Genomic DNA, 20,204 nt, shown 5'->3' with positions numbered 1-20,204 from the left:
TCGCGCGGCCGTTGAAACCGATAATCGGAACATATCGCGCACTTTCGAGTTTCGCATGCGCCGGCCGTTAATCCACCTGAATCGGCGGCCGTACGCGGCGCGCTTGCACCCGCCATGCGGCAAAGCCTTGCGCCATAACGATCTACCCGATATTTGCAAGCCCGGGATTTCACCGAAATTTGATCCGGATCAACGGGCCGCAACATTTTCCGCGCACGCGAACGCGCGCGTTATACTCCGTTGAATCCGCGCCGCCCGATTCGTCGGATCGTCGAATCGCGGCAGATGTCGCCGATGAATATAAGATTTACTGGTTAATCCGGCCGCGATTTCCGATAATCGGTGTCCATTTTCTCCGCCGAGCGGGAAGAAGGCGCCGGAAGGGCCGCGCACCGGATCGCTGCCGACACGTCATACGAACAATCGCATCGGCCCGCCGCCTGGCGACGATGCCCATCGATCCTCGGACCATGGCAGAAACCGACTACGCAATGCCCAGCGAATCCGGCCTGACGCGCCGTGTCGCCGCTCATCTGCGCCGGTTCCTGCTGCCGCACCTGATCTTCTATACGGGGCTGCTGATCGCGCTGCTCCTGCTGCTCCTGTGCGGGGTCCTGCTGTACGAAGGCCGCATCGACGCGCGCGACCGCTCGCGCACGATGCAGCAGAACCTCGCGCTGATGGCGTCGTGGGACATCGAGCGCAACATCGAGATCTATTCGCTGTCGCTGCAGGCCGTCGTCGAAGGCGAGAACGACCCCGCGGTCGTCGCGCTGCCGATGTCGCTGCGCCGCCAGGTGCTGTTCGACCGCGCGACGACGGCCAAGTACCTCGGCGGCATCTACGTGCTCGACACAAAAGGCGACATCAAGGTCGACGGCAAGGGCGACGTGCCGCGCAAGGCCAACTTCGGCAACGAACCGTACTTCACCGTCCACCGCGACCACCCCGACGTCGGCCTGTACGTCAGCAACCCATACCATTCGCGGCTGCGCGGCGGCTCGCCCAGCATCGCGCTCAGCCGGCGGATCACGAGGCCCGACGGCTCGTTCGGCGGCGTCGCGGTAATGTCGATCCGGCTCGAATATTTCCAGAACCTGTTCTCGCGCCTGTCGCTCGGCGATCGCGGCTCGGTCGCGCTGATCAACACGAGCGGCCTGATGCTCGCGCGCGAACCGTACGACCCGAAGATCGTCGGCCGCGACATCAGCCGCGCCAGCACGTTCCGGCATTTCATGACCGCCAGCGAAGGCAGCTTCGCCGACACCGCGTCGATCGACGGCGTGCGGCGCCTGTACGTGTTCCGGCACCTCGGCCGCCTGCCGCTCATCATCATGGTCGCGCGGTCGGAAGCGGACACCTACGCCGCGTGGTACGACCGCGCGATTCCGATCGGCTCCGCGATGGGCGTGCTCGCGATCGGCTTCGTCGGCCTGTCGCTGCTGCTCGACGTGCAGTTGCGCAAGCGCCACCGCGCGGAAACCGAACTGCAGGCACTTGCGCGCACCGACGGCCTCACGGGCCTCGACAACCGCCGGATGCTCGACGTCACGCTCGCGCGCGAATGGCGCCGCGCCGCGCGCTCGCAGCTTGCGCTGTCGCTGCTGTTCATCGACGTCGATTACTTCAAGCGCTACAACGACACGCAGGGCCACCAGGCCGGCGACGACGCGCTCGCCGCGGTCGGCCATTGCATCGCCGGCTGCCTGCGCCGCCCGGCCGACTATGCGGCGCGCTACGGCGGCGAGGAGTTCGTCGTGGTGCTGCCCGACGTCGACACGGACGGTGCGGTGACGATCGCAGAGACGATCCGCACGGGCATCCTCGATCTCGGCATCCGGCACGACGCCGGCACGGTCGGCCGCCTGACGGTGAGCGTCGGCGTGACGACGAGCTATCCCGCACTGGACGACGACATTCAGGCCGCGCTGAAGCTCGCCGACGATGCGCTGTATCGCGCGAAGGAAGCCGGGCGCAACCGCATCGTCGTGCAGGCGGCCGCGTCGCCCGACGATTTCGAGTCGCGACGGGCCTGAGCGCCCGGGCACCTGAGCGGCGGCGGGGCCGCCGCGTCCAAAATCGCCGACAATGTCGGCTCGATACGCCACCGCGCCGCCGTGCGGCCGACGCACCCGGTCGGCCCGCGCCTCGCCGGCCGCACCGGTTCACGGCCGCTTCGCACCACCATGAGACTCAAGGCAAAGATCTTCCTTCTGGCCATCGTGCCGTTCCTGCTCGCGATCGCCGGCATCGGCTTCGGCGTGCGCCAGCAGGCGACGTCGCTCGCGCGCACGCAGCACGCGACGATCCAGGCCGCGTACCTGTCGAGCAAGGAAGTCGAGCTGAAGCACTACGTCGAGCTCGCGACGAGCGCGATCATGCCGCTCTACGACGCGAGCGGCCGCAACGCGCGCGACGACGCGATGCTGCGCACGCAGGCGCTCGCGATGCTGCAGAAGATGGATTTCGGGCCCGACGGCTACTTCTTCGTGTACGACCTGCACGGCAATTCGCTGATGCACCCGCGCGAGCCCGAGCGCGTCGGTCACAACTTCTGGTCGATGCGCGACCCGAACGGCGCGCTGACGATCCAGACGCTGATCGGCGCGGCGTCGCGCGGCGGCGGCTACGTGCGCTATGCGTGGCAGCGGCCGTCGACGGGCCGTGTCGCGCCGAAGCTCGGCTACGTCGTCGCGCTCGAACGCTGGGGCTGGATGGTCGGCACGGGCATCTATCTCGACGACGTCGACACCGCGCTGCAGCGCATCGACGCGCGCGCATCCGCGAACATCGAGCGCACGATGAGCTGGCTCACCGCGATCGCGCTCACGGGCGCAGCGGCGATCGCCGTGTGCGCGCTGGTGCTGAACGTCAGCGAGTCGCGCAGCGCCGACGCGAAGCTCAAGCTGCTCGCGCAGCGCGTTGTCGAGTCGCAGGAGCAGGAGCGCGCGCGGTTGTCGCGCGAACTGCATGACGGGATCAGCCAGATGATGGTGTCCGCGAAGCTGATGCTCGAATCCGCGCTCGCGCGTTTCGAACGCGGCACGTCGCGCGTGCCCGAGGCCGAGCAGGCGCTCGTGTCGGGCGTCGGGCGCCTCGGCGACACGCTGCGCGAAGTGCGGCGCATCTCGCATGCGCTGCGTCCTTCCATGCTCGACGATCTCGGCCTCGCGGCCGCGCTCGAGCAGCTCGTCCGCGAGCTCGGCGCCGAAAGCGGCATCGACATCGGCTACACGCAGGTCGCGCACAGCGGCACGCGGCCGCTGCCCGAGGCCGTCAACACCGCGCTGTTCCGGATCGCGCAGGAAGCGCTCAGCAACATCGTGCATCATGCGCAGGCGACGCGCGCAGCGGTCACGCTCGACATCGGCGCGCAATCCGTCACGCTGACGATCGCCGACAACGGCTGCGGCTTCGACGCCGAACGCTCGCAGGCCGACGCGCGTCACGGCATCGGCCTGCGCAACATGCGCGAGCGCCTCGACGCGCTCGGCGGCATGCTGACGATCACGTCGCAGGTCGGCCACACGATCGTCGTCGCGCGCGTGCCGCTGCACAGCGCCGCGTGACGACACGCCCCATGACAGGAGACCTTTCACGCATGAGCGCCCCCGATACCGCCCGGCCCGCCGCCCGACTGCTGCTCGTCGACGATCACCCGCTCGTGCGCGACGGCCTGCGGATGCGGCTCGAAGCGGCCGACCTGTCCGTGGTCGGCGAAGCTGACAACGCCGACGAAGCGCTCGCGCTCGCCGCGTCGCTCGAACCCGATCTCGCGCTGATGGATATCGGCATGAACGGGATGAACGGCATCACGCTCGCGGGCATGTTCCACGAGCGTTTTCCCGGCATTCGCGTGCTGATGCTGTCGATGCACGACAACATCGAATACGTGACGCAGGCCGTGCGTGCCGGCGCGAGCGGCTACCTGCTGAAGGATTCGCCCGCGAGCGAGATCGTCCGCGCGATCGGCGCGGTGCTGGCCGGGCAGACGTTCTTCAGCGAAGGGCTCGCCGCGCGGATGATCCACGCGAGCGCGACCGCGTCGCCGCTCGATCGCCTGACGCCGCGCGAACGCGACATCCTCGACGCGCTGGCCGAGGGGTTGTCGAGCAAGCAGATCGCGCAGCAGACGGCGCTGTCGGTGCGCACGGTTGAAACGCACCGGCTCAATTTGAAGCGCAAGCTCGAGATCGAAGGGCAGGCCGAGCTGATCAAGTTCGCGGTCGAGCATCGGCGGCGGTAGGGCAGCGCGGCGCCGCGAGCCGCAACGAAAAAGGGCGCCCGTGGCGCCCTTCATGCATCCGGACTGCGAGCCGCGCGGCGGCCGTCAGTTCGTCCGCGAATTGTGCTTCTGCAGATACGCGATCAGGCCATCGATCCCGCCCGACGCGAGCTGGCTCTTGAACTGGCCCTGGTAGACCTGGATCAGCCACGCACCCGACATGTCGATGTCGTAGATCTTCCAGTCGTTGCCGACCTTGCCGAGACGATAACCGACCGACTGGCTGTCGCCCGGCGTCGTCACCGTCGACTGCACGAGCGCGTCGGCGCCCGACGCGCCGCCGGCCTTGAACGAGAACTTCGCGTCCTGGCTGCCGAGCTGCGCGAGCGACGCGGCGTAGGTACGCGTCATCAGCAGCCTGAACTGCTTGTACAGCTCCTGCTGCTGTTGCGGCGTCGCCTGCTTCCACGCGTCGCCGACGGCGATGCGGGTCGTGCGCTCGAAGTTGGTCGCGGGCAGGAAGCGCTGCTCGACGACCTGCGTGACCTTCGCCATGTCGCCGCCGCGTGCCGACGGATCGGCCTTCATCGCGGTGACGGTGCCTTCGACCGCATTGCGGACGATGTCGACCGGCGCGCTCTGCGCGAAAGCGGAAACCGACACGGCGGCGGCCGCGACGAAAGCAAACAGATGACGTTTCATACGATATCGCACTCGATGAGAAAAAACGGCCGGCTCTTTGCGTCGGCCGGTGTGGCAACAAAGTATACCGAGCCTGACGCCCGGTTGCCGCGCCGTGACCGACTGTTACCTTTCAGTTCCATTTGTCACAGGCACGGGCGGCGGCACGGCGAGGCAGCGCGGCGCCGATTATGTAAACATGCCCTTACATGGCAGCCGGCCGCCGGCATCGATTCCGTCGCCGCGAACAAATCTCCTTCCCGCCCCGAAACCCGCAACGTCACGTCCGTCGCCACGCCGCGCCGGTATACTTGGCTACTTTGCCCTTGCCAGCCGCTCCCCACCGCCACATGGTGACATCTCTCATCGTCCGACTCGTTGCGTGGTCGGTGCGCCGTCCCGTCTGGGTCGTCGTCCTGTCGCTCGTCATCGCTGCCCTCAGCGGTGTCTACGTCGCGCAGCATTTCAAGATCAACACCGACATCAGCAAGCTCGTCGATGCGGAACCGCAATGGGCCGCACTCGGCCAGGCCGTCGACAAAGCGTTCCCGCAACGCAACGGCACGATCCTCGCGGTCGTCGAAGCGCCCGCGCCCGAATTCGCGAATGCCGCCGCGCATGCGCTGACCGAGGCGCTGCAGAAGCAGGCGGATGCCGGCCGCATCGGCCAGGTCGCCGAGCCCGGCGGCGGGCCGTTCTTCGAGCACAACGGGCTGCTGTTCCTGTCGCCGCAGGAAGTCGCCGATACGACGTCGCAGCTCGCGAGCGCGCGCCCGCTCGTCAACGAACTCGCGAAGAACCCGAGCCTGACCGGGCTCGCGACGACGCTGGCCACCACGCTCGGCCAGCCGCTCCTGACCGGCCAGGTGAAACTGCCCGCGATGGCGAAGCTGCTCGCGCGCAGCGCCGCGACGGTCGACGACGTGCTGGCCGGCAAGCCGGCCGCGTTCTCGTGGCGCGCGCTGGTCGACAGCGACGCCGCGCGCCAGCCCGCGCGCGCGTTCGTCACCGTGCAGCCCGTGGTCAACTACGGCGCACTGAAGGCCGGCGCGGAAACCAGCCAGGTGATCCGCGACGCTGCCCGTTCGCTCGACCTCGAAAAGCGCTACGGCGCGGCCGTGCGCCTGACCGGCGAACAGCCGCTCGCCGACGACGAATTCGCGTCGGTCGAGGACGGCGCGGCGCTCAACGGCGCCCTCACGCTGCTCGCCGTGCTCGTCATCCTGTGGCTCGCGCTGCGCTCGAAGCGGATGATCGGCTCGGTGCTCGTCACGCTGTTCGTCGGCCTCGTCGTGACCGCCGCGCTCGGCCTCGCGATGGTCGGCTCGCTGAACATGATCTCGGTCGCGTTCATGGTGCTGTTCGTCGGCCTCGGCGTCGACTTCTCGATCCAGTACGGCGTGAAGTACCGCGAGGAACGCTTCCGCGATTCGCGCATCGATCACGCGCTGATCGGCGCCGCGCACTCGATGGGCATGCCGCTCGCGCTGGCCACCGCGGCCGTCGCGGCGAGCTTCTTCTCGTTCATCCCCACCGCCTATCGCGGCGTGTCCGAGCTCGGCCTGATCGCGGGCGTCGGGATGTTCGTCGCACTGCTGACCACGCTCACGCTGCTGCCCGCGCTGCTGCGCCTGTTCGCGCCGCCGGGCGAATCGAAGACGCCGGGCTTCCCGTGGCTCGCACCGGTCGACGATTTCCTCGATCGCCATCGCAAGCCGATCCTGATCGGCACGCTCGTGGTCGTGATCGGCGCGCTGCCGCTGCTCGCGTTCCTGCACTTCGACTTCAACCCGCTGCACCTGAAGGATCCGAACAGCGAATCGATGGCGACGCTGCTCGCGCTGAAGGATTCGCCCGAAGCGGCCGTCAACGACGTCACGCTGCTCGCACCGTCGCTCGCCGACGCCGACGCGGCCGCGAAGCGCCTCGACGCGCTGCCCGAAGTCGGCCGCACGACCACCCTGTCGACCTTCATCCCCGCCGACCAGCCGGCCAAGCGCGCGGCGATCGCCGCGGCCGCGAGCGACCTGCTGCCCGCGCTGACGCAGCCGGCCGCGCCGCCCGCGACCGACGCGCAGCGCGTCGCCGCGCTCAAGCGCGTGTCGGACCTGCTCGGCTACGCGGCGGAAGATCACCCGGGCCCGGGCGCGGCCGCCGCGCAACACCTGTCCGCGTCGCTCGCGAAGCTCGCCGCCGCCGACAGCGCGACGCGCGACCGCGCCGAGCGCGCGTTCTCCGAGACGCTGCGCATCGCGCTCAACCAGCTCGCGGCGCTGCTGCAGCCGCAGGACATCACGCGCGAATCGCTGCCGCCGCAAGTCGTGCGCGACTGGGTCGCGCCGGACGGCCAGGCGCTCGTGCAGATCTCGCCGAAGGTGCCGAAGGGCGTCGACCCGAACGACGACACGATGCTGCGCCGCTTCGCGCAGACCGTGAAGGCCGCGGAACCGGGCACGACCGGTGGGCCGATCTCGATCCTGCATTCGGCCGACACGATCATCAACGCGTTCCTGCACGCGGCACTGTGGTCGATCATGTCGATCACGATCCTGCTGTGGGTCACGCTGCGCCGCTTCGGCGACGTGCTGCGCACGCTGGTTCCGCTGCTCGTGTCGGGCGTCGTGACGCTCGAGATGTGCGTCGTGCTCGGCATGCCGCTCAACTTCGCGAACATCATCGCGCTGCCGCTGATGCTCGGCGTCGGCGTCGCGTTCAAGGTGTATTTCGTGATGGCGTGGCGCGCGGGGCAGACGGGGTTGCTGCATTCGAGCCTCACGCATGCGGTGCTGTTCAGCGCCGCGACGACGGCGACCGCATTCGGCAGCCTGTGGCTGTCGCACCACCCGGGCACGTCGAGCATGGGCAAGCTGCTCGCGCTGGCACTGACCTGCACGCTGATCGGCGCCGTGGTGTTCCAGCCCGTCCTGATGGGCAAACCGCGCGTCAAACGCGCCAAGAACCAATTGCAAGGAATCAATGAATAAGGTGCGAATCATTGCGGCGACCGTCGCCGCCAGCGCGATGCTGACCGGCTGCGCGACGGGGCCGAACCGCAATCCCGACGACCCGCTCGAGCCGATGAACCGGACGATGTACAAGATCAACGACGCCGTCGATTCGAACATCGCGGTGCCGATCGCGAAGGGTTACCAGAAGGTCACGCCGACGCCCGTGCGCACCGCGATCAGCAACTTCTTCTCGAACCTCGGCGATCTCGGCAACATGGCGAACAACCTGCTGCAGTTGCGCATCACCGATGCGACGCAGGATCTGATGCGCGTGGCGATGAACTCGCTGTTCGGCGTCGCCGGCCTGATCGACATCGCGACGCCGGCCGGGCTGCCGAAGCATCACCAGGATTTCGGCCTGACGCTCGCGCGCTGGGGCGTGCCGTCCGGCCCGTACCTCGTGCTGCCCGTGTTCGGGCCGAGCACGATCCGCGACGGCGTCGGCCGCGCGGTGGACGTGCGCTTCAACCTGCTCAACTACATCGAGCCGGCCGCGCGCAACCCGATGTACATCGGGCAATTCATCAGCGCGCGTTCGGACCTGCTCGGCGCGACCGACCTGCTGAAGCAGGCCGCGCTCGATCCGTATTCGTTCGTGCGCGACGCGTACCTGCAGCAGCGCAAGTCGCTGACGTATCGCAGCCAGTCGTCGTCGACCGCGCTGCCGAACTACAGCGAGCCGGGCGAATCGGGTGCCGCGCCGGCCGCGACGCCGGCCGTACCGGGGCTGCCGAACTACGAGGATCCGGGCGAGTCGGGCGGCGCATCGGGTACCGCGCCGAACAACGCACCGGCCGCGCCGGGGTTGCCGCAGTACGACGATCCGGGTGCGGACAATGCGATGCCCGCGAGTGCGCCTGCTGCGGTACCGGCACCGGCATCGTCGGGCTCGGCGTCAGCGCCGGCCGCCGGCGGTGCACCGGCCGCGCCTGCAATGCCCGCGAGCAGTCCGGCCGCGCAGTAACGCTGCAACGGCGACCGCCGCAAAGACAAAGAGCGCTGCATGATGCAGCGCTCTTTTTTTGCTCGCGAAAAACGGGGAGAGGAAGGGAAGAGAAACGCGGCGCGTGCCGCTCAGACGATCCGCATCGCGCCCGTACGCTCGAACGCGTGCCGTGCCTGGATCAGCGTCGTGCGCGCCGCACGCGCATCGCTCGCGACCTGCAGCAGCGGGCCGAGTTGCGACGGCTGCTTCAGCAATTCGCGCAGGATCGGCAGGATCGCCGTGCTGCCGTCATCGCGCAGGCCGGCCGTCGCCGCGCGCGGCAGCGTGCGCCACGCCGGATCGACGATCGCGCGGCACACCGCGAACGGCACGCCGCGCGCGGCCGCGAAGGCCGCCGCGATATGCGACTCCATGTCGACGGCGAGCGCGCCCTTCGCGTGGTGCAGCGACGCCTTGTCCTGTTCGCTGATGACCGGCGCGCCGACGGCCGCGATCGTGCCGCGCGTGACGCGCGCCCATACCGGCGTGTCGTGCAGCGCCGCGACGAGCCGCGCGCTCCAGCCCGCATCGGTCTCGACGCGGCCGAACGGCCCGTCGATCGCATTCGCGATCACGAGCGCGCCGGGCGCCAGATCGGGCGCGAGCCCGCCCGCCGTGCCGAAGCTCACGATGCCCGCGCAACCGCGCGCGGTCGCGTCGGCCAGCGCGCGCTCGAGCCGGTCGGCCCGCGCGGCGAATACGGCCTCGACGCCGTCGCCGCGCGCGATGCGCGCCTCGAACGCCATCCCCGTCACCGCGATGACGGGCAATGCGCCGTTGTGCCGTGATGCGCCCACGCGTTACATCCCGACCGTGACGCGCGTCGCGTTGTCGCGCTTCAGGTTGCGGTAGCGCGCGAGCGCCCACAGCGGGAAGAACTTGCGATAACCGTGGTAGCGCAGGTAGAACACGCGCGGGAAGCCCGTCGCCGTGAAGCGCGTCTCGTCCCACAGACCCTCTTCGTTCTGCTCGGCGATCAGGTAGTCGACGCCGCGCGCAACGGCCGGGTTGTTCACCTCGCCGGCCGCCATCAGGCCGAGCAGCGCCCAGGCCGTCTGCGACGCCGTGCTGGGCGCCTGCTCGAAACCGCGGTAGTTCAGCTTGTAGCTGTCGCCGTCCTCGCCCCAGCCGCCGTCCTTGTTCTGGATCGACAGCAGCCACTGCGCGCCGCGCTTCACGCGCGGATCGTCCGGCCCGAGGCCGGCCGCGTTCAGCGAGCACAGCGCGGTCCACGTGCCGTACACGTAGTTCATCCCCCAGCGGCCGTACCAGCTGCCGTCCGGCTCCTGCTCCTTCAGCATGTAGTCGAGCGCGCGACGGGCCGGCTCGCTGTTCGCGGCCGTCTCGCCGAGCTGCGACAGCATCGACAGGCAGCGGCCCGACACGTCGGACGTCGGCGGATCGAGCAGCGCGCCGTGATCGGAGAACGGGATGTTGTTCAGGTAGTACTGCGTGTTTTCCGGCTCGAACGCGCCCCAGCCGCCGTCGCTGCTCTGCATGCCGACGACCCATTCGCGCGCGCGCGCCATCGAATCGCGATACGCGTCCGACTGCCTGAGCTTCTGCGCGCGGTCCATCGCCATCACGACCACGGCCGTATCGTCGACGTCCGGGTAGTGCGCATTCGCGTACTGGAACGCCCAGCCGCCGGGCCGCACGTTCGGGCGGCGCGAGATCCAGTCGCCGCGCACGTCGAGGATCTGCAGCGGGCGCAGCCAGTCGAGGCCGCGCAATACGGCTTCCTCGGCGCGCGCATCGCCGGTTTCGAGCAACGCGTGTGCCGCGAGCGACGTGTCCCACACCGGCGACAGGCACGGCTGGCAATACGCTTCGTCCTCCTGCACGACGAGCAGCTTCTCGAGCGCCTTGCGCGCGATCGCGCGGTTCGGATGATCTTCCGCGTAGCCGAGTACGTCGTACATCATCACCGCATTGGCCATCGCCGGATAGATCGCGCCGAGACCGTCCTCGCCGTTCAGGCGCTCGTCGACGAACGACACGGCCTGGCGGATCGCGCGTTCGCGCGAGTAGCTCGGGAACAGGCCGTCGACCGCGCGCAGCGCATGGTCGACCACACGGAAGAACGCGAACCAGCCGGCGCTCTGGTGGCCCTGGCGCGGCAGCAGCCCGGCGTTGACGGGCGGATCGACGAACAGCTCGTCGATGCGCACGCCGCGCGGGTTCTTCGCGAGCGGGCGCTTCGCGTTCAGCACGAGCAGCGGCACGATCACGGTACGCGCCCAGTACGACACCTTCGACAGGTGGAACGGGAACCACTGCGGCAGCAGCATGATCTCGACCGGCATCATCGGCACCGCGCGCCACGGAATCGCGCCGTACAGCGCGAGCTGGATGCGCGTGAACACGTTCGACATCTCGGCGCCGCCCATCGCGTGGATCGCACGGCGCGCGCGCTGCATGTGCTCGGCGTTCTCGTCGTCGCCGATCACCTTCAGCGCGAAATACGCCTTCACGCTCGCGCTGATGTTCGGCGCGCCGTCGGTGAACAGCGGCCAGCCGCCGTCCGCCTGCTGGATGCGGCGCAGATACCGGCCGATCTTCTGTTCGAGCTCGAGGTTCGGCGTCTCGCCGAGATAGTGGACGAGCAGCACGTATTCGGCGGGAATCGTCGAATCGGCTTCGAGTTCGTAGACCCAGTGTCCGTCCGCTTTCTGCGCGGCCAGCAGCGCGTCGGTCGCACGCGCGACGGCCGCGTCGACGCCGGCCGGCGCGGTGCCGGCGGACAGGGTAGCCATTTCGGTGAGATCGTTCATCGGTCCCTCTTTATTGTGTCTGGAGCACGTCCGCGGCCAGTTGGCCGGAACGGATCGCGCCCTCGATCGTGGCGGGCAAGCCGGTGGCAATCCAGTCGCCCGCCAGCACGAGATTGGTCCAGCGCGTACGCACGGCCGGACGCTTCATTTCCTGCGACGGCACCGCCGCAAAGCCCGCGCGCGGCTCGACGACGAGCTGCCACGCGGGGATGGTTTCCGGGTTCGCGCCGGTCACGCGCGCGACGTCTTCCCAGATCTGCCGCGCGAGCGTGTCGCGCGGCGTATCGAGCCAGCGGCCCGCATCGCGGATCGTCGCCGCGAGCTGGCCGCCGCCGGCGCGCACCGCATCGACGACGCCGTTGACGACAGTCGTCTGCAGCGGGCTGCCGACCGGCGGCTCGACCGCGAAATACGCGGTCACGACCGCGCTGAATGTATCCGGCGCGGTGAGTTCGGGTACCAGCGGCTGCGCGACCTCGGGCGGCACGGCCAGCACGGCCGCGTCACCCGGCGCGAGATCGATGCGCCCGCCGCCGATCGCAACCGCATCGACTGCATTGCCGTGCGCGCCGAATTCGAACGCGTCGAGCCGCGAATTCAGCCGGATCTGCGCGCCGCCGTGTTGCAGCATCCGCAGCGCCGGTTCGACGAATGCGCTGCCGAGCCCGTGGCGCGCGACGAGCGGACGGCAGCCGGGGCCGCCCGCGGCAAACGTGCTGCACAGCACCGCGCGCGCGAGCTCGGCACTCGCGTGGCGCGGCTCGACATTCAGCACCCCGAGCCAATACGGCCGCAGCCAACGATCCCACAGCACGCCGTCGCATCGCATCGTCTGCGCGAGTGAGCGGCCCGTGCGCGCGAACGCGAGCGGGGCGAGCGCGAGGTAGTCGAGCGGCGTCGTGCCCGGCGCGCGCGACGCGGCATCGAACAGCCACGACGGCCAGCGCCCGTTGCCGAAACGCAGCGTCCAGCGCTGCTGCGACGCGACGTCGACCACCGGAAATTCAGGCAGCGCGGGCCCAACTAGCTGATCGGCCGCGCCGATCGCGCGCAGGTAGCGCTGGGTTGCGGCCTGTCCCGCGAAGACCGCATGCAGCCCGCTGTCGAGCGTCGTGTTCAGCGTCCCGTCGAACCACGAGCGGCAGCGGCCGCCCGCATGCGCATGCGCGTCGTGCAGCACGATGTGCCGCCCGCGGCGTTGCAGCTCGACCGCGGCTGACAGGCCCGCGAGTCCGGCACCGATCACGTGGACGGTTCTGGGCATCGACTCGGTCGACTCAGAACAGCGCGTAGCGCGCGGCGATCATCAGCATGCGCGCTTTCGGCTTGCGCAGCGGGGCGCGCGGGGCGGCGAAGCCGCGTGCGATCGCGGCGTCGAGAATGCAGCGATATGCGCCCGACATGATGCGCGGCGCCTTCACCTGCGCACGCGGGCAGGTATCCATCACCGCGTCGGCCTGCCGGAAGTGCTCGAGCGCGCGCTCGACGAGCGTCGCGCACACGCGCGGCAGCGCCGGATTGCGGACGATCGTCGCCGGATCGGTGATCGCGATGCCTTCGCGTGCGAGCAGCTCGCGCGGCAGATAGCAGCGGTTGATCGCCGCGTCGTCGTCGATGTCGCGCAGGATGTTCGTCAGTTGCAGCGCGCGGCCGAGGTGGTGCGACAGCTTGATCCCTTCGGCTTCCGGCATCCCGAAAATCCTCACCGACAGCCGGCCGGCCGCGCTCGCCACGCGATCGCAGAAGAGGTCGAGCGTCGGCTCGTCGGGCGCGCAGATGTCTTCCACCGCGTCCATCGCCATCCCGTCGATCATCGCGTGGAAATCGTCGCGCTGCAGGTTGAATGCGCGGATCTCGCGATCCAGCGCGGCCAGATGGCGCGGCGGGCGGCCCGCGAAGCACGCGTCGATGTCCGCGCGCCAGCGATCGAGGCCCGCGTTGCGCTCGGCGCGCGGCAGGTCGCTGTCGGCGATATCGTCGACAGCGCGGCAGAACGCATAGACCTGGAACATCGCATCGCGCTGCACCGCCGGCAGGATGCGCATCGCAAGATAGAAAGAACTGCCCGATGTGACGGCAGCGGCGTCGGTTTCTTGTTCGTCCACGACGGAATTGGAAACGGCCAAGACAAGCTCCACGGAGACACCCACGCGGGGCGATTGAAGAAGCCATGCCCGGCTGGGATGGTCAGGGTGTCAAATGCGTGCGAGATATGCGAACGATCGACGCAGACAGGCACAAATTACCGGCCGGATGCCGGAATTGGGCGAAAGTATAGCAATCTTTGAAGTTCGATGGCGGACACGCGCCACGCCCGGCGGGACGCCGGGAGCCGCTGGCACGCCGGCGCGGCCGGCCTCGGCGGGAACCGGCGCCGCGCGGCGCCGGCGGCTCGTCAGCCGTAAACGACATCGCGCTGCAGGTCGAGCGCAATGAGCCCCATTTCGCGGGTGAGCTGCAGCATCGAGCGGCGTTCCAGGCGCGAACCCATGAAGCTCGTCACGCGGCCGTCGGGCTCCGCGGTGAACTGGAATACCGCGCCGCCCGTGCCGAACCACGCGCCCGGCACGTCGGGCGATTCCTGCCAGTCGATCTGCTCGAACACGCGCGCGATGGCCGCGCGCACCAGGTCGCCCGGGCCGATCGGCGGCGCGATGTCACCCAGGTCGTCGAGCGAATAGGGGCCGGGTTTGTCCGGCTTCCGGTAGAAGAGATAGTCGACGTTCATGGGGCGCAATCGCGGGCAAAGCAACAAATTAGCGCGCTTCGGCTCAAATTCATATCGGATCCGGACGAAATGTGGCCTGTGCGAGACAAGCAGGACGGATCGCAGCACGCCGTGCAATCGAGCCGTGCGTTCGCGCTTGGATGCGCACGGGTTCGTCTAAGATGACACCTTTCTCGAAAAAACACGAATGCCATGGAGACGACCGTAACCGCCCCCCCGCAGTCCGACCATCCCGTATTCGTGCTCGTGCACGGCGCCTGGCACGGCGCGTGGTGCTACGCGCACGTCGCGGCCGCGCTGGCCGCGCGCGGCTACCTGTCGATCGCGCGCGACCTGCCCGCGCACGGCATCAACGCCCGCTTTCCCGCGTCTTATCTCGAACGGCCGCTCGACAAGGACGCGTTCGGCGCCGAGCCGTCGCCGGTCGCGAACACGACGCTCGACGATTACGCGTCACAGGTGATGCAGGCGGTCGACGACGCGTATGCGCTCGGCCGCGGCAAGGTCGTGCTGGTCGGGCACAGCATGGGCGGCCTCGCGATCACGGCGGCCGCCGAGCGCGCACCGGACAAGATCGCGAAGATCGTCTATCTCGCGGCCTTCATGCCCGCGTCGGGCGTGCCGGGCCTCGACTACGTGCGTGCGCCGGAAAACAACGGCGAGATGCTCGGCCCGCTGATGCTCGCGAGCCCGCGCGTGGCCGGTGCGCTGCGCATCGATCCGCGCAGCGGCGACGCCGCGTATCGCGAGCTGGCGAAGCGCGCGCTGTATGACGACGTGCCGCAAGCCGACTTCGAGGCCGTCGCGAACCTGATGACCTGCGACGTGCCGGCCGCGCCGTTCGCGACCGCGATCCCGACGACCGCCGCTCGCTGGGGCGCGATCGACCGCCACTACATCAAGTGCCTGCAGGACCGCGTGATCCTGCCCGCGCTGCAGCAGCGCTTCATCGACGAAGCCGACGTGTTCGTGCCCGGCAATCCGACCCACGTGCACCAGCTCGACAGCAGCCATTCGCCGTTCGTGTCGCAGCCGGCCGTGCTGGCGGGCGTGCTGGCCGACATCGCGAAAAGCTGAACGCGGCACGCGCGGGGCGAAGCCGCTTCGCGCGAGGCGGGGCGGGCGCGCCTACGCGTAGGCAACCGAGCGGTCGCGCCCGAGCCGCTTCGCGCGATAGAGCGCGGCGTCGGCCTCGTTCACGAGCACGTCGCTGGTCGGCGCGCCCGTCTTCGCGCACGCGCCGCCGACGCTCGCTGTCACCGGCACGCTGACGCCTTCCGCATCGACCGGCATGCTGCCGATCGCGTCGCGCACCTTGTCGGCCACCCGCATCGCCTCGTCGAGACTCGTGCACGGCAGCAGCAGCGCGAATTCCTCGCCGCCGAAACGACCGAACGTATCCTGCGCACGCACGATCGACGCGACGCGACGCGCCGTCTCGCGCAGCACGGCGTCGCCGGCCGCATGCCCGAAGCGGTCGTTGATCGTCTTGAAGTGGTCGAGGTCGAACAGCAGCACCGACATGTCGCCGCCGTAGCGCTGCCAGCGCGCGAATTCGTCGCCGAGCCGCGCTTCGAAGAAACGCCGGTTCGCGATGCCGGTCAGGCCGTCGCGATTCGCGTGTTCGCGCAGCTTCGCGACCGCTTCCTCGCGCTCGCGCTGCATCACGCTCACATGCGTGACGTCGGAGATCGTCACGCACACGGCCTCGACATCGCGGCCGCGCGTGAGCGGCATGAACGTACAGTCCTGCTGCATGTAGTCGATGCCGCCGGTAATCGGCCGGTCGTGCTCGAAGCGGAACAGGTAGGGGCGCTGTTCCCACGAGCTGAATGCGAAGCTGCCGAGCTGGAACACGCTCTCGACCTTGCGCGACAGCCACGCATGCGGCAGCTCCGGAAAGCAGTCGAACAGGTTGCGGCCGATTACGTCGGCGGCCGGGATGCCGCTGTGGTCCTGCATGAAGCGATTCCACATCAGCACGGTCATCGAACGGTCGAGCACGAACAGGCCGAAGCCCACCCGCTCGATCACGAGGTCGCTCAGCGACTGTGCGGCGGCCGTCATAGCGCGGACAGCAACGCGTCGAGCGCGTCGCCCATCAGCCGGATCGAATCCTCGGCCATCAGCATCACGAAGTGGGCACGGAACGAGTGATCCTCGAGCCCGAAGTTCACCTCGAGCAGCAGCGCGACGCTCCACGCGAGCGCGGTCGGCTGGAATACGTCGTCGAACGACACGTTCGCGCCGAGCAGCCCCGGCGGAAAGAACACGGGTTTGCGGCCGAGTTCGTCGAGGATCGACGCAACGCATGCGCCCATCAGCACGTTCGCGACATCGAACACGAGTTCGTCCGGCGTCGCCATCCCGCCGGACACGCCTTCGCCGAACGTGCGGTCGACGATCGACATGAGCCGCGCGACGCCCGCGCTGCGGCACAGCACGATCGCCTCGCCCTTGATGTCGGAACGGAAGCCCTGGCGCACGGCGGTCACGTTGTCGTGAATGCCCGTCATCTCGCGCAGCGCGTCGCCCGCGTCGGCCGCTTTCACGACGCGCACGCGCGGCACCGACAGCTCGATGAAACGCCCGAGCAACAACGCCAGCCGCGCGGCGGCGCGGCCCATTGCAAGGTTGGCGATCTCCTGCAACGCGTCGCGTTGCTCCGCCGTGAACACCGATTCAGGCATACAACCCATACTCCTTGAGAATGGGCAGCAATGCCTCCGACGTCACGGGCTTGGCAACGAATGCGATCGCGCCCAGTTCACGCACGCGTGCTTGCGCCTGCGGCTGGATATCGGCGGATACCACGATCACGAACGTGTTCAGATCTTCGTGGCGCAGTGTTTCCAACACCTGATATCCGCTCATGTCGGGCATCGTCAGGTCCAGAAACATCACGGAAGCTTTGCCGTCACGATAGAGCGCCAAGGCCTCGCGACCATTCGCTGCATACGCGACGTCAACGTCCCAGTCTCCCGGCAGCGCCTTTGTCAGAAGTTTGCGAGCGAGCAGCGAATCGTCGGCAATTACAATTGGCAAAGGCATGGAGCGAAGCGGTATACGGAATGGTCTCTCTCGCGTTAACGACCGCGCGGCGCGCTTCTTGAGGCGCCATGCGTTTCGGGCGCGGGCAACCGCCTTGCGGCCGCGCGCGGGCGCCGCGAGCAGGTGCGCGCGACGCTCCGCGCGGCGAGCGCCGGCGGGCACATATATCTGTCATAGGGAAAGCAAGGCGCGATTCTCGGAGTAAACCGGGGGCGATGCAACTCGCCATATTCACCATTTCGAACAGATTCGGTCCGATCGCGCGCCATTCCGAAAACAGCCGCGACCATTTTCGAGATATGTACGCAAAATTTTTCCTTGTGTACGTTTGCGCTGCCGGATTCGTCGCGTTTTCAATTTGACAATTTCACCCTGTCGGATTCGACAGGATCGCGTGCGTACGGGGCCGCGCGGCGGGCCGTCGCAACTCGTTTATGATGGCAGGCACCTCCGCCTCACCCGCTTTTCCAATGACGTCCGAACGGCCTGCCGACTCCCACGCCCCCGCCTCCACGCCCGCCGACGACTGGCAGGACGGCGGCAACTACTCGGCCGGCGCACCCGAGCACGATTTCGCGGTCCGCCGCGTGACGCTGATCGTGCTGCTCGTCGCGGCGATCGTGCTGCCGTGCATCTACGTGGTGGTGATGGCGTACAACGACCTGCAGGCGCGCGAGTCCGCGGCGAGCGACGTGACGATGCGCACCGTGCGGGTCGCAGAGGAGCACGCGCTCAAGGTGTTCGACCTGAGCGAAACGCTCGATGCGCGCATCGTCGACCTCGTGCAGGACATGGACGACGCGACCGTGCGCAACAGGGAATCCGACATCCACGAAGCGCTGAACACGATCGGCGGCGGCTATCCGCAAGTGGCCGCCGTGTCGATCTTCGGCGCGAGCGGGATGCTGCTCGCCAACAGCCTCTACTATCCGGCGCCCTATGCGTCGATCGCGAACCGCGACGATTTCGCCGGCATCCGCGACGGCAAGGTCATCGAACACATCTCGCGGCTGATGATGGGGCCGCTCAAGCTCGAGAACATTCCGGTGTTCAACACGGGCGTCGCGCGGCGCCATAGCGACGGTTCGTTCGCCGGGATGGTGTCGATCGCGCTGAAGTCGTCGTATTTCAACGCGTTCTACCGCGACCTGCTCGGCGGCGCGAGCACGCCGATGACGATGGCGCTCGCGCGCTCGGACGGCGCGGTGATCGCGTCGTATCCGCCGCCGCCGTCGCTCGCGCACACCGATCGCTCGGTCACGTTCGGCGACGCGCGCAACGATCCGCGCGCGGGCGTCGTGCGCGTACGCCACGACGGCTCGAGCAGCGAGATCGTCGCGTACCGCCAGGTCGGCAGTTATCCCGTCTACGTCACGTGCGCGTACCGCACGTCGGCGATCTGGCATGAATGGTACGAACACCTGAGCGTGCTGTTCATCTCGATGTTCGCGCCGTCGATCGCGCTGTGGTCCGTGATCTGGCTGTCGCTCAAGCGGCTGAAAGCGGAAGAGGAGGCGTGGGACCGCTGGCAGGCCGAAGCATCGATGCGGCGCTCGATCGAATCGGCATACCGGCAGTCGCGCAAGATGCAGGCGCTCGGCAACCTCGTCGGCAGCGTCGCGCACGACTTCAACAACCTGCTGATGATCATCTCGAGCAACGTGCAGATCGCGCGGCGGCGCGGCGTCCAGGATCTCGACAAGGAACTCGGCGCGATCGAACGCGCGCTGAAGAACGGGCAGTCGCTCACGCGCCAGCTCCTCGGCGTCGCGCGCAAGCAGCCGCTGCACAGCGAGACGATCGACGTCGGGCAATGGGTCGGTACGTGCCGCGAACTGCTGAAGACGTCGCTCGGTTCGAAATCGTCGCTGGTCGTCGCGATCGAGCCCGGCGTCTGGCCGATCCGCGTCGACGTCGCGGAGCTCGAGCTCGCGGTGATCAACCTCGCGGTCAACGCGCGCGACGCGATGGCGACCGGCGGCCGCTTCACGGTCGGCGCGCGCAACGTGACGCTGCGCCGCGAGGACGGCTTTCCGCTCACCGGCGATTTCGTGCAGATCTCGCTCGACGATACGGGTTCGGGCATGGCGCCCGACGTGCTCGCGCGCGCGTTCGAACCGCTGTTCACGACGAAGGCGCAAGGGATGGGGACGGGGCTCGGCCTGCCGCAGGTGTTCGCGTTCTGCGAACGCTCGGGCGGCCTCGCGACGATCGACAGCGCGGTCGGCGCCGGCACGTCGGTGCGCCTCTACCTGCCGCGCGCGCGCGCCGAGGACGTCGTCGCGCGGCCGCAGGCCGTCGTGCACGACACGGGCGCGCTCGCCGGGCTGCACGTGCTGCTCGTCGAGGACAACGGCGAAGTCGCGGCCGGCACCGAAGCACTGCTTTCGCTGCTCGGGCACCGCGTGACCTATGCGCCCACCGCCGACGACGCATTGCGCCTGATCGAGGGCGCGGCCGCGAACGACGCGTTCGACCTCGTGATTTCGGATATCCACATGCCGGGCAGCCTGAACGGCATCGATCTCGCCGAAGCGGTCGAGAAGCGGCCGGGGAAGCTGCCCGTGATTCTCGTCACGGGTTACGCAGAGGAGCTCGACCGCACGCGCACTGTCAACGTCCGCGTGCTGTCGAAGCCGTTCGACATCGCGCTGCTCGACGAGATTCTGCTGGGCATCCGCGAAGCGCGCGACGCGCGGCACGCCGGCGCGTGACCCGCCAAGTGCGGGCCGGCGCCAGCGCCATGAACGGC

General features: G+C 68.5%; 16 protein-coding genes. 7 read left to right on the top strand and 9 right to left on the bottom strand.

What is annotated here, in order from left to right:
* Positions 1-470 precede the first annotated feature (470 nt).
* The 3 genes from JYG32_RS28140 (at position 471) to JYG32_RS28130 (ending at position 4,246) form a co-directional block, all read left to right on the top strand.
* Entirely contained in the window at positions 471-2,036 is a 1,566-nt protein-coding gene (locus tag JYG32_RS28140) for a sensor domain-containing diguanylate cyclase (RefSeq protein ID WP_213265771.1), read from the top strand.
* 150 nt (positions 2,037-2,186) lie between these two features.
* Positions 2,187-3,569, top strand: coding sequence for a cache domain-containing protein (locus JYG32_RS28135; RefSeq protein WP_174384000.1), 1,383 nt, complete (start codon positions 2,187-2,189; stop codon positions 3,567-3,569).
* A 32-nt stretch (positions 3,570-3,601) separates the two neighbouring features.
* Positions 3,602-4,246, top strand: a complete 645-nt coding sequence (locus tag JYG32_RS28130; RefSeq protein WP_174383999.1) for a response regulator — start codon at positions 3,602-3,604, stop codon at positions 4,244-4,246.
* 84 nt (positions 4,247-4,330) lie between these two features.
* Here JYG32_RS28130 and JYG32_RS28125 read toward each other — a convergent pair whose 3' ends face one another.
* Positions 4,331-4,927 carry an MlaC/ttg2D family ABC transporter substrate-binding protein gene (locus tag JYG32_RS28125; protein WP_213265770.1) on the bottom strand — a complete coding sequence of 199 codons (597 nt, stop codon included), beginning with the start codon at positions 4,925-4,927 and terminating at the stop codon, positions 4,331-4,333.
* 329 nt (positions 4,928-5,256) lie between these two features.
* Here JYG32_RS28125 and JYG32_RS28120 point away from each other — a divergent pair, with 329 nt between their 5' ends.
* Positions 5,257-7,890, top strand: coding sequence for an MMPL family transporter (locus JYG32_RS28120; RefSeq protein WP_213265769.1), 2,634 nt, complete (start codon positions 5,257-5,259; stop codon positions 7,888-7,890).
* Positions 7,883-8,878: an MlaA family lipoprotein gene (locus tag JYG32_RS28115; RefSeq protein ID WP_213265768.1), complete on the top strand. Its 996-nt coding sequence runs from the start codon at positions 7,883-7,885 to the stop codon at positions 8,876-8,878. The genes JYG32_RS28120 and JYG32_RS28115 overlap by 8 nt, the downstream gene beginning before the upstream one ends.
* A 110-nt stretch (positions 8,879-8,988) precedes the next feature.
* Here the strand turns inward: JYG32_RS28115 and JYG32_RS28110 are convergent, their stop codons facing one another.
* From JYG32_RS28110 to JYG32_RS28090, 5 genes are all read right to left on the bottom strand, one after another.
* Complete coding sequence (locus JYG32_RS28110) at positions 8,989-9,645, bottom strand: phosphorylase (protein WP_433960875.1); 657 nt, start codon at positions 9,643-9,645, stop codon at positions 8,989-8,991.
* Positions 9,646-9,699: 54 nt separating this feature from the next.
* Entirely contained in the window at positions 9,700-11,673 is a 1,974-nt protein-coding gene (shc, locus tag JYG32_RS28105) for a squalene--hopene cyclase (protein WP_213265766.1), read from the bottom strand.
* 10 nt (positions 11,674-11,683) lie between these two features.
* Positions 11,684-12,937, bottom strand: coding sequence for a hydroxysqualene dehydroxylase HpnE (hpnE, locus tag JYG32_RS28100; RefSeq protein WP_213265765.1), 1,254 nt, complete (start codon positions 12,935-12,937; stop codon positions 11,684-11,686).
* A gap of 13 nt (positions 12,938-12,950) precedes the next feature.
* Positions 12,951-13,799 (bottom strand): presqualene diphosphate synthase HpnD, encoded by an 849-nt coding sequence (gene hpnD / locus JYG32_RS28095; RefSeq protein WP_174381315.1) that lies wholly within the window; start codon positions 13,797-13,799, stop codon positions 12,951-12,953.
* 269 nt (positions 13,800-14,068) lie between these two features.
* The gene (locus tag JYG32_RS28090; protein WP_174381316.1) at positions 14,069-14,401 is read right to left on the bottom strand and encodes a hypothetical protein; all 333 of its coding nucleotides are present in this window, start codon (positions 14,399-14,401) and stop codon (positions 14,069-14,071) included.
* Positions 14,402-14,593: 192 nt separating this feature from the next.
* On the opposite strand from JYG32_RS28090, the gene JYG32_RS28085 reads away from it, so the two are divergent.
* Positions 14,594-15,478: an alpha/beta fold hydrolase gene (locus JYG32_RS28085; RefSeq protein WP_213265764.1), complete on the top strand. Its 885-nt coding sequence runs from the start codon at positions 14,594-14,596 to the stop codon at positions 15,476-15,478.
* A gap of 51 nt (positions 15,479-15,529) precedes the next feature.
* Here JYG32_RS28085 and JYG32_RS28080 read toward each other — a convergent pair whose 3' ends face one another.
* Genes JYG32_RS28080 through JYG32_RS28070 form a run of 3 tightly spaced genes read right to left on the bottom strand, consistent with a single transcriptional unit; the run spans position 15,530 to position 17,452 of the window.
* Positions 15,530-16,468, bottom strand: a complete 939-nt coding sequence (locus JYG32_RS28080) for a GGDEF domain-containing protein (protein WP_174381318.1) — start codon at positions 16,466-16,468, stop codon at positions 15,530-15,532.
* Complete coding sequence (locus tag JYG32_RS28075) at positions 16,465-17,091, bottom strand: chemotaxis protein CheC (protein WP_174381319.1); 627 nt, start codon at positions 17,089-17,091, stop codon at positions 16,465-16,467. Before JYG32_RS28075 ends, JYG32_RS28080 begins: the two co-directional genes overlap by 4 nt.
* Positions 17,084-17,452 carry a response regulator gene (locus JYG32_RS28070; RefSeq protein WP_011548759.1) on the bottom strand — a complete coding sequence of 123 codons (369 nt, stop codon included), beginning with the start codon at positions 17,450-17,452 and terminating at the stop codon, positions 17,084-17,086. The genes JYG32_RS28075 and JYG32_RS28070 overlap by 8 nt, the downstream gene beginning before the upstream one ends.
* 470 nt (positions 17,453-17,922) lie before the next feature.
* Here JYG32_RS28070 and JYG32_RS28065 point away from each other — a divergent pair, with 470 nt between their 5' ends.
* On the top strand, positions 17,923-20,166 hold the full coding sequence (locus JYG32_RS28065; RefSeq protein WP_213265763.1) for a hybrid sensor histidine kinase/response regulator: 2,244 nt from the start codon (positions 17,923-17,925) through the stop codon (positions 20,164-20,166).
* The last annotated feature ends 38 nt before the right edge of the window (positions 20,167-20,204 follow it).

This window comes from Burkholderia pyrrocinia, from assembly GCF_018417535.1.
Lineage (GTDB): Bacteria > Pseudomonadota > Gammaproteobacteria > Burkholderiales > Burkholderiaceae > Burkholderia > Burkholderia pyrrocinia_E.
This window is presented reverse-complemented; position numbering and strand designations above follow the sequence as displayed.

Bases quoted from the DNA above. Each gene is read 5' to 3' on its own strand.
- hpnE (WP_213265765.1), bottom strand. From the start codon at position 12,937: ATGCCCAGAACCGTCCACGTGATCGGTGCCGGACTCGCGGGCCTGTCA.
- JYG32_RS28110 (WP_433960875.1), bottom strand. From the start codon at position 9,645: ATGGCGTTCGAGGCGCGCATCGCGCGCGGCGACGGCGTCGAGGCCGTA.
- JYG32_RS28135 (WP_174384000.1), top strand. From the start codon at position 2,187: ATGAGACTCAAGGCAAAGATCTTCCTTCTGGCCATCGTGCCGTTCCTG.
- JYG32_RS28065 (WP_213265763.1), top strand. From the start codon at position 17,923: ATGACGTCCGAACGGCCTGCCGACTCCCACGCCCCCGCCTCCACGCCC.
- JYG32_RS28130 (WP_174383999.1), top strand. From the start codon at position 3,602: ATGAGCGCCCCCGATACCGCCCGGCCCGCCGCCCGACTGCTGCTCGTC.
- JYG32_RS28080 (WP_174381318.1), bottom strand. From the start codon at position 16,468: ATGACGGCCGCCGCACAGTCGCTGAGCGACCTCGTGATCGAGCGGGTG.
- shc (WP_213265766.1), bottom strand. From the start codon at position 11,673: ATGAACGATCTCACCGAAATGGCTACCCTGTCCGCCGGCACCGCGCCG.
- JYG32_RS28070 (WP_011548759.1), bottom strand. From the start codon at position 17,452: ATGCCTTTGCCAATTGTAATTGCCGACGATTCGCTGCTCGCTCGCAAA.
- JYG32_RS28125 (WP_213265770.1), bottom strand. From the start codon at position 4,927: ATGAAACGTCATCTGTTTGCTTTCGTCGCGGCCGCCGCCGTGTCGGTT.
- JYG32_RS28120 (WP_213265769.1), top strand. From the start codon at position 5,257: ATGGTGACATCTCTCATCGTCCGACTCGTTGCGTGGTCGGTGCGCCGT.
- JYG32_RS28115 (WP_213265768.1), top strand. From the start codon at position 7,883: ATGAATAAGGTGCGAATCATTGCGGCGACCGTCGCCGCCAGCGCGATG.
- JYG32_RS28140 (WP_213265771.1), top strand. From the start codon at position 471: ATGGCAGAAACCGACTACGCAATGCCCAGCGAATCCGGCCTGACGCGC.
- JYG32_RS28090 (WP_174381316.1), bottom strand. From the start codon at position 14,401: ATGAACGTCGACTATCTCTTCTACCGGAAGCCGGACAAACCCGGCCCC.
- JYG32_RS28085 (WP_213265764.1), top strand. From the start codon at position 14,594: ATGGAGACGACCGTAACCGCCCCCCCGCAGTCCGACCATCCCGTATTC.
- JYG32_RS28075 (WP_174381319.1), bottom strand. From the start codon at position 17,091: ATGCCTGAATCGGTGTTCACGGCGGAGCAACGCGACGCGTTGCAGGAG.